The sequence below is a fragment of the Labrys wisconsinensis genome, from assembly GCF_030814995.1.
Classification (GTDB): Bacteria; Pseudomonadota; Alphaproteobacteria; order Rhizobiales; family Labraceae; genus Labrys; species Labrys wisconsinensis.
This window is the reverse complement of record NZ_JAUSVX010000053.1, coordinates 1-1,132: the sequence shown is the minus strand read 5'-3', so window position 1 is coordinate 1,132 and position 1,132 is coordinate 1. Positions and strand designations below refer to the sequence as shown.

Sequence of the window (1,132 nt, the reverse complement as noted above, 5' to 3'; positions counted from 1 at the left end):
TGGATCGGATTCGGTCTGGATCGTTGAGGAGGAATCGCCAGGCGGTCTGACAGGCGTCGAGGATATCGTCGTAGGTATCCCAGACGGTGGCGCAAAGCTTGTTTTGGCGCAGGTAGGCCCAGACGTTCTCCATGGGGTTGAGCTCAGGTGAATAGGGCGGCAGGGACAGCAGGGTGATGTTGTCAGGCAGCGCCAGCTTCCTGCCGCGCTGATGCCAGCCGGCGCCGTCGCAGACCAGGACGGCATGAGCCCCCGGCGCTACCCCGGCGCTGATCTCCTTGAGGTGGGCGTTCATGGCCTCGGTGTTGGCGTAGGGCATGATCATGGCGGCGCCGATGGCGCGGTCGGGGCAGATGGCGCCGAAGATGTAGGTGGAGACGTGCCGGTTGTCGCGCACCATGCGCGGACGCGAGCCGACCGGCGCCCAGATGTAGGCGTGACCGCCCTTCTGGCCGACGCGGGCTTCGTCCTGGAACCAGATCTCTACGGGGCCGGCGGCCGCGGCCGCCGGGAGCGCGGCTCTGACCAGGTCGGCGAAGTTTTTTTAAAAGCCGCCTCGGCCCCGGGGTCCTTTTGCGGATGGACCGGCCGGGGCTGCAGGCGCGTCAGGCCCAGCTCGTGCAGCCATCGCCCGATCGTGTTCTCATGCACTTCCACCGAAAACCGCCGGGCGACCTCGGCCTGCAGATCCACGCACCGCCAGCGCACCACCTTGTGGACCGCCGGATCGGGGCCCTGGATCACCAACTCGCGCAGTTCCTCCATCTGCTGCTCGCTCAAAGCCGGTGCACGACCGGGGCTCGAGCGCGACTTCAGGCCCTCCACGCCTTCGTCGTTGTAGCGATGCACCCAGTCGCGCAGCGTCTGCCGATCCATGCCACTGAGACGCGCCGCCTCCGTTCGCGAATGCCCGTCAAGAACGAGCGCAAGCGCCAACAGCCGACGAACCTGCGCACCATCCGAGCATCGGCTGCTCAGCCCGCGAAGCTCCGCGCTCGTATGCTCCCTGCGGCTGATCGCAAGCCCTCCGCTCATCAATGCCTCCGCCGTCCGACTCAGCTCACCCCCGCATTGCGTCAGAAGTCGCCGGCGCTGGGAATCCCCAATGGAGTCAAACTCACCGAGGGCTGGT

At 66.8% G+C, this 1,132-nt stretch carries 1 protein-coding gene; it reads right to left on the bottom strand.

Features of this window, described 5'->3' with window-relative positions:
* A protein-coding gene (locus tag QO011_RS42475) for an IS630 family transposase (protein WP_307286772.1) occupies positions 1–1,035 on the bottom strand; the annotation gives its coding sequence in 2 pieces (ribosomal slippage) (positions 1–546 and positions 546–1,035; 1,036 coding nt annotated over the 2 pieces). This gene is flagged as partial in the annotation.
* Between the last annotated feature and the right edge of the window lie 97 nt (positions 1,036–1,132).